Origin of the sequence: Clostridium tyrobutyricum (assembly GCF_019144085.1) — a bacterium.
GTDB lineage: Bacteria > Bacillota > Clostridia > Clostridiales > Clostridiaceae > Clostridium_B > Clostridium_B tyrobutyricum_A.
This window is the reverse complement of the sequence record NZ_JAHHUY010000059.1, coordinates 1-6242: the sequence shown is the minus strand read 5'-3', so window position 1 is coordinate 6242 and position 6242 is coordinate 1. Positions and strand designations below refer to the sequence as shown.

General features: G+C 26.8%; 7 protein-coding genes. 3 read left to right on the top strand and 4 right to left on the bottom strand.

The window, feature by feature from the left end; all coding sequences use genetic code 11:
- Nucleotides 1-96 precede the first annotated feature (96 nt).
- Nucleotides 97-357: an Rrf2 family transcriptional regulator gene (locus tag KM800_RS14825; protein ID WP_017894950.1), complete on the bottom strand. Its 261-nt coding sequence runs from the start codon at nucleotides 355-357 to the stop codon at nucleotides 97-99.
- A 310-nt stretch (nucleotides 358-667) separates the two neighbouring features.
- Here KM800_RS14825 and KM800_RS14820 point away from each other — a divergent pair, with 310 nt between their 5' ends.
- The 3 genes from KM800_RS14820 to KM800_RS14810 all read left to right on the top strand — a co-directional run bounded on the left by KM800_RS14820 (nucleotide 668) and on the right by KM800_RS14810 (nucleotide 2731).
- Complete coding sequence (locus KM800_RS14820; RefSeq protein ID WP_217813780.1) at nucleotides 668-1435, top strand: ABC transporter ATP-binding protein; 768 nt, start codon at nucleotides 668-670, stop codon at nucleotides 1433-1435.
- On the top strand, nucleotides 1425-2228 hold the full coding sequence (locus KM800_RS14815) for an ABC transporter permease (RefSeq protein WP_217813779.1): 804 nt from the start codon (nucleotides 1425-1427) through the stop codon (nucleotides 2226-2228). The genes KM800_RS14820 and KM800_RS14815 overlap by 11 nt, the downstream gene beginning before the upstream one ends.
- A gap of 89 nt (nucleotides 2229-2317) precedes the next feature.
- Nucleotides 2318-2731: a tetratricopeptide repeat protein gene (locus KM800_RS14810; RefSeq protein WP_330655650.1), complete on the top strand. Its 414-nt coding sequence runs from the start codon at nucleotides 2318-2320 to the stop codon at nucleotides 2729-2731.
- 13 nt (nucleotides 2732-2744) lie between these two features.
- On the opposite strand, the gene KM800_RS14805 is transcribed toward KM800_RS14810, so the two are convergent.
- The 3 genes from KM800_RS14805 to KM800_RS14795 all read right to left on the bottom strand — a co-directional run bounded on the left by KM800_RS14805 (nucleotide 2745) and on the right by KM800_RS14795 (nucleotide 6127).
- On the bottom strand, nucleotides 2745-3938 hold the full coding sequence (locus tag KM800_RS14805) for a transglutaminase-like domain-containing protein (protein ID WP_217813778.1): 1194 nt from the start codon (nucleotides 3936-3938) through the stop codon (nucleotides 2745-2747).
- Nucleotides 3939-4023: 85 nt separating this feature from the next.
- Nucleotides 4024-4869, bottom strand: coding sequence for a recombination regulator RecX (gene recX / locus KM800_RS14800; RefSeq protein WP_217813777.1), 846 nt, complete (start codon nucleotides 4867-4869; stop codon nucleotides 4024-4026).
- A 25-nt stretch (nucleotides 4870-4894) separates the two neighbouring features.
- Nucleotides 4895-6127, bottom strand: a complete 1233-nt coding sequence (locus tag KM800_RS14795; RefSeq protein ID WP_217813776.1) for a M16 family metallopeptidase — start codon at nucleotides 6125-6127, stop codon at nucleotides 4895-4897.
- Between the last annotated feature and the right edge of the window lie 115 nt (nucleotides 6128-6242).

Below are 6242 nucleotides of genomic sequence, written 5' to 3'. Positions count from 1 at the left end.
ATATAATAATTAATTATTATATTCTATTTATTTATTTCAATTCCTTTATAATTTTTAAAATTTATAGAGAAATTGAATAACTATATCTAATGATCTCTATGTAGCACTATTTTTAATATTTGACTTACTTGTTAATAATTTATAAACATTATTTTGACAGTATTCTTTTTTTAATACATATCCACCATATCTCCCTGTAAATGACTCTATATACATTCCTGCTTCTAAAAGGCCATTTATATACCATCTTACAATTCTTTTAGGTATTTCTACTTTTTCCGATATTTCATCAGTCTTATGTATATTTTCATCAAGTAAAATATTAAGTATTTTTAATGATATTCCTATCTTAGACATAATTATTTCTCCTTTTAATTTTTATATACAATTTATCTTAGTGATATATATATTATATCATTAATTGTGGCAATATATTGCCACAATTAATTTACTTATTACATCATATGTTAGGGTTCAAATTTAAATTAAATAAATTATATCTAAATATACAATTTAGCTTAGATTTAAATACATCTCATGTTAAGGTTCATTTTTATATTATACATCAAAACTTAAAACATAAACAGATTTTTTCCAAGGAACACTCCCATCAAACCATTCATATAATAAAACATAGCCTGTAATAGGCACGTAGGGAGATGATATTTTGGATAAACTAGAAGTAAAAGATATATATATGAATTATCATTCACTTAAAGGATATACTGAAGCCTTAAAAGATATAAGTTTTTCAGTAAAAGAAGGTGAATTTTTAAGTATAGTGGGTCCCTCAGGCTGCGGGAAAAGTACACTTTTAAATATAATAGCAGGACTTATAAAGCCATCAAGCGGTGAAATATACGTTGATAATAAAAATTTAGAATCTGTTTCTTCAAAGATGGGATATATGTTTCAACGAGATCAACTATTTGAATGGTCCAGTGTATGGAACAATATACTCCTTGGAATAAGAATACAACATAAACCCATATCTTCATACAAAGATAATTTAATGACACTATTAAAAAGCTATGGTCTTATTGACTTCATAAATTATTATCCAGATGAATTGTCAGGAGGAATGCGTCAGAAAGTTGCTCTAATAAGAACTTTGGCCTTGAATCCTGAAATTTTACTTTTGGATGAACCATTTTCCGCTCTTGATTATCAGACGAGATTAAATATAAGTGATGAAATATATAAAATATTAAAAAAAGAAGGTAAAACAGTTATAATGGTAACCCACGATATAGCTGAAGCAATTTCTATGTCCAATAGAGTTTTGGTACTATCCAAAAGACCTGCCAAGTTAAAGACACTATTCAACATAAAATTTAGTCAATCCTATGATTCACCATTGGAATCCAGGGAAGATCCCGAATTCAGGATTTACTTCAACAATGTGTGGAAGGAGCTAAATTATAATGATAGATAACTTGAAAGAACATGAAAAATATATAAGAAGCATCAGTACAAGAAAGAAAAAGATATTTATATCCAGATTGCTCATATTAGTAATTTTCTTTGCACTATGGGAAATAGCCGGAGATCTAAATTGGATAGATCCTTTTTTAACTAGTACCCCATCTAGAATGTTTAAAAATTTAATCAAGCTTTACCTGGAAGGTACTTTATTTAAACACATAGGCATAACCTGTATTGAAACAATAATAGGTTTTCTTTTAAGCACAATTTTAGGAACCTTAATAGCTATACTTCTTTGGCTGTCGGATTTTGTATCAGATGTACTAGATCCATATCTAGTTGTATTAAATGCCCTTCCTAAAATAGCGTTGGCACCAATTATAATATTTTGGGTTGGAAATGGCATGTCAGCCATAGTTATGGTAACTGTTTTAATATGCATAGTAGTAACTATACTTACAGTATTAAATGGCTTTAGGGAAGTTGACAAAGACAAGATACGGTTGTTAAAAACTTTCGGAGCTTCAAGGTTTCAAATATTGACAAATCTTATAATGCCAGCTTCAGTTCCAACATTGGTATCAACCTTAAAGATAAATGTAGGGCTTTCCTGGGTAGGTGTAATTATGGGAGAATTTCTTGTTGCAAAAGAAGGACTAGGATTCCTTATAATATACGGAGGACAAATATCACAACTGGATACAGTAATGGTGAGTATAATAATACTTGCAATACTTGCATATGTTATGTATAAACTTGTGGAATTGGCAGAAAAGAAAATCAAAAAGAAACTAATGCATTAGATAAATGGAGCCAAAGTTCTATACTTAGGCTCCTTAATTTTTTTATAAGAATATTTTTAAATAATTTGGATATAAATTATTATATAGGAATATTTTATACATATAATTTGTTAATGATTTCAAGTACACTAAAGGAGGATACAATGAAGTACTTTCAAAAAGCCAACGAATACTACAACGATAGAGATTATAGGAAAGCCATTGCCCTATATGAAAAAGCAATAAAACTAAAGGATAATAAAGTATCTTCACTATACAATTCTGCAGTTTGTCTCATAAAATTAAAGGAATACTCAAAGGCAATCCCTAAATTAAAAGGAGCAATTAAATTAAAAAGAGAAAGTAAATACTTTTTTAATTTAGGATATTGTTACACTATGCTAAAAAACACCAAAAAGGCATTGATATCATTCAATACCGCATGGTGTTTAGATAATTCTGATAAAGATTGTGAAATGGCAATAAATATTTTACTAAAAAAATATATATCAAAATCAAAGTAAATGGTAATATACTTTACCATTCACCTGCTATTTGAGCATTTCTATGATCAAGATTGAACCTGGAATTGTTAAAATAATTTCCACCTTTATAAAAAGTTGTATCTACATTTATCCATTTACCCTTTTCAGGTATATACACTTGATTCCATGCATGACTAACCCAGCTTACTCCATTGAATCCTTCTCCTGTTATCAGCCTAACTTTTAAATTATTTGCCCTTGCCATAGCTACATATAGAGAAGCATAATCAAAACAAATTCCTCTTCTAGTCTCAAAAGCCGGTATAGCTCCAGAGCTTACATTGAAATCATTATTCAAAACCTTGTTAGCTTTTTCATGATCATATGATATATTTGATCCAATCCAATTATATAAATTGTCAGCTTTGTCTATAGTTTCGGTTCCCTCAGACCCCAGTTCTCTTGCCAATTTATTAATTTGAGCATTTGATTTAACTCCTTCATCCAAAGTTACTCCGTTGTAATATACTACAGCTTTACTATTGTCAAATTGCTTTAATGGAATAGATGCATTGGATTGAATTTCCTTTTTAGAATTTGCTTCTCTTATAACTATCCTAAAGGAATTATTCAGTATATTGGGAAGATTCTTTGCAATAGTTGAATTGGTAACAGGTATAACTATACTTTTACAAATAGTTTCATAAGTCCTTGATGCTTCAAGGTATCCATTTAATTTGTCATTTATATTAAACATAGACAGTATATTTAGTATAAAGGTTAACAATAATATATAGCATATAGCTTTAGGCAATTGAAATATCATTCCAATTATTCGTTTGAACAAATTACCTTTTGAAATAAGAAATTTCTCTATGCTGTCCAATGCAGGATAAGATGTAACACAATTCAATATATCCAAAAGCAATTTGATAATCCTATAGATAATGAAAACAGTTATAGGTATTACAATTGCATATATTATTAAATTATTATTTTCCAGATAGTTAAGTATCTGCTGTGGTATATAGTAATAAATTTTTTTGTATATCCCCTGATCATGTTGTATAAATATTTTTTTTCCAAAATATATACCTGAAATTATCCCTATTATAAAGGATATATTTCTACTGGCATCATCAATTTCAATTTTTAAATCTTTTGAGGAAAATTTAAATAAAAATCCTCTCAAAACAGGATATAAAAATACTAGAGCTATTATAAGCGTTACGGGATTTATTTTCATAATAACAACCACCTTTTAAAGTATCTAAAATAAAAGAAATCCCTATGATGAATAAATAATTTACAGTCTATATGAAAATATCATGTTAGATATCATCTTGTATAATTTTTCTTAAAACTGGCTTTATATCTTCCCATAAATATCCCCTTCTCATTAGATATTGACTAAGTCTTCTATTTATTTTATTAATATCATTTTCAGACCTTGTTATTATATTATACCTTTTTTTTGCAATGTCGTATAGGGGATTGATGTCTTTTTTGGAAATTTTTTCTTGTTGAATAAAATCATCTTTTTTTAAAATTTTTTTTAGAATATTTTTAATAAGTTCTGAATCATATCCTCTTCTAGTCAAGTAACTACCAAGTTTTAAATAAACTTTCTGAAAATTGTTCTCAGATTTAACAATCATATCATATTTCTTTTTAGCACAAATTAAAGCGTTTTCTTCATATTGACATTTATCCATCTCATTTAAAACTTTACTTACTATACATTTTTTTATACCTTTTTTTAACAATTCATTTTTTATCTTATTTCTTCCACAACTTTGGATTTTTTCTTCTACATATAATAATGCAAATTTATTATCATCCACAAATTTATAGTCTTTTAAAAAATTTAAAGTTCTCAAAATCGTATCTATATCATATCCTTTTTTAAGAAGCTTATCACTTATTTGTTTTTCAGTTTTATAATTTCTTTCTAAAATATTAAGAGCTGAACTCTTGCATTTTATATAGTTGTCCTCATGAATTATGCTATTTATATAATTCAAATCTATATACTCATTCTTATTTATTTTATATCTACATAAAATTTCCCTGCTGCATGAAAATGAAAATTCATAATCCACATAGACATTTACTCTATTCTTATTTCCTTTTTGAACTTTTACACTTGTTACTAAATTTATATTATTTTCATTCATAAATATTTAAAACCTATCTCCTTAATTATTTACTATTCTTTAAGATATATATTGTAGGATTATTTAAAACCTTTCTAGCAACTTCATATATATGGCTATCCTTTATATTTTCCATTTGTTTAATATCATCATCGAACTTGAATATGCTTTGTCCATCCATAGATTGGGTAATTGCATAATTTCCAATATCCGTACTGTCATCTAAAGTAAAAGCAATGGATGTCCTTAAAGCCTTTTTCATAGTTATAATACTATCTTTATCAAAGATTATTTTTTCTTCCTTTATATGTTCAATACAATTTAAGATAATATCAATTGCCTCTTGAATATTTTCCTCATTTACAGTTGCATATATATATAATGTTTTTACATACTCTGTTAAATCAAGATCTGTATAAATATCATATCCAAATCCATTTTCCTCTCTTAACTTTCTAAATAATATTGAGTTTGGACTTTCTCCTAATTTATAACTTAGTATTCTAAGCGCCAATTCCTGTTTTTTATCCAATCCGTAACATGTAAACAGAAACATTATACTGCTCTGTTCTATATCTCTCTTATAAAATGTCTTTTTACATGGAAAATTATTTTCAACTGCAATTTTTTTAGGTTCAATAGAATTAGACTTCCAATTTTTTAAATACCTAAGTATGATATTTATAACCTTCTCATGTTCATAAGGAGATACAACAGATATAAAACAATTATTTGGTAAATAGTATCTATTATAAAATTCAACTAGATCTTCCCTTGTAAATCTAGTTACGTTTTTTTCACTTCCACAAATATCATATCTAAGTGGACTATTTTTAAATCCAATTTTGTTTATCTGCATAAAGCTGAGCTGCTCTATATCATCTTTATTGGATCTTATTTCAGATAATATTACATTTCTCTCTTTTTCCAATTCTTCAACATTAAATTCAGGATTAATTATCATATCAGACATTATTTCTATAGATTTCTCTAATTCTTCACCCAAACTTGTGATACTATACACTGTGGAAGTATTGTCCGTATATGCATTATATTCTCCTCCTAAATTTTCCAAATCTCTGTTCAACTTTTCATTATTTCTTGTTTTAGTACCTTTAAAAAGCATATGTTCTATAAAATGTGACATTCCATTTTCCTGGGGAAACTCATACATAGACCCTACTTTTATTCCAAAATGTAAAGCTGAAATTTGAGTATCTTTTTTTATAGTGATAAGTTTTATTCCATTAAATAAAGTCTTTTGGACAGCATCAAACATATAATTCTCCTCTAAAATTAACAAATATATAGTTTAAATTTTTTGTTTATATTATATTATATCATAATTAAATTAGATTAATCTTATAAAATATGACTTCAATTCGTAATTTGAA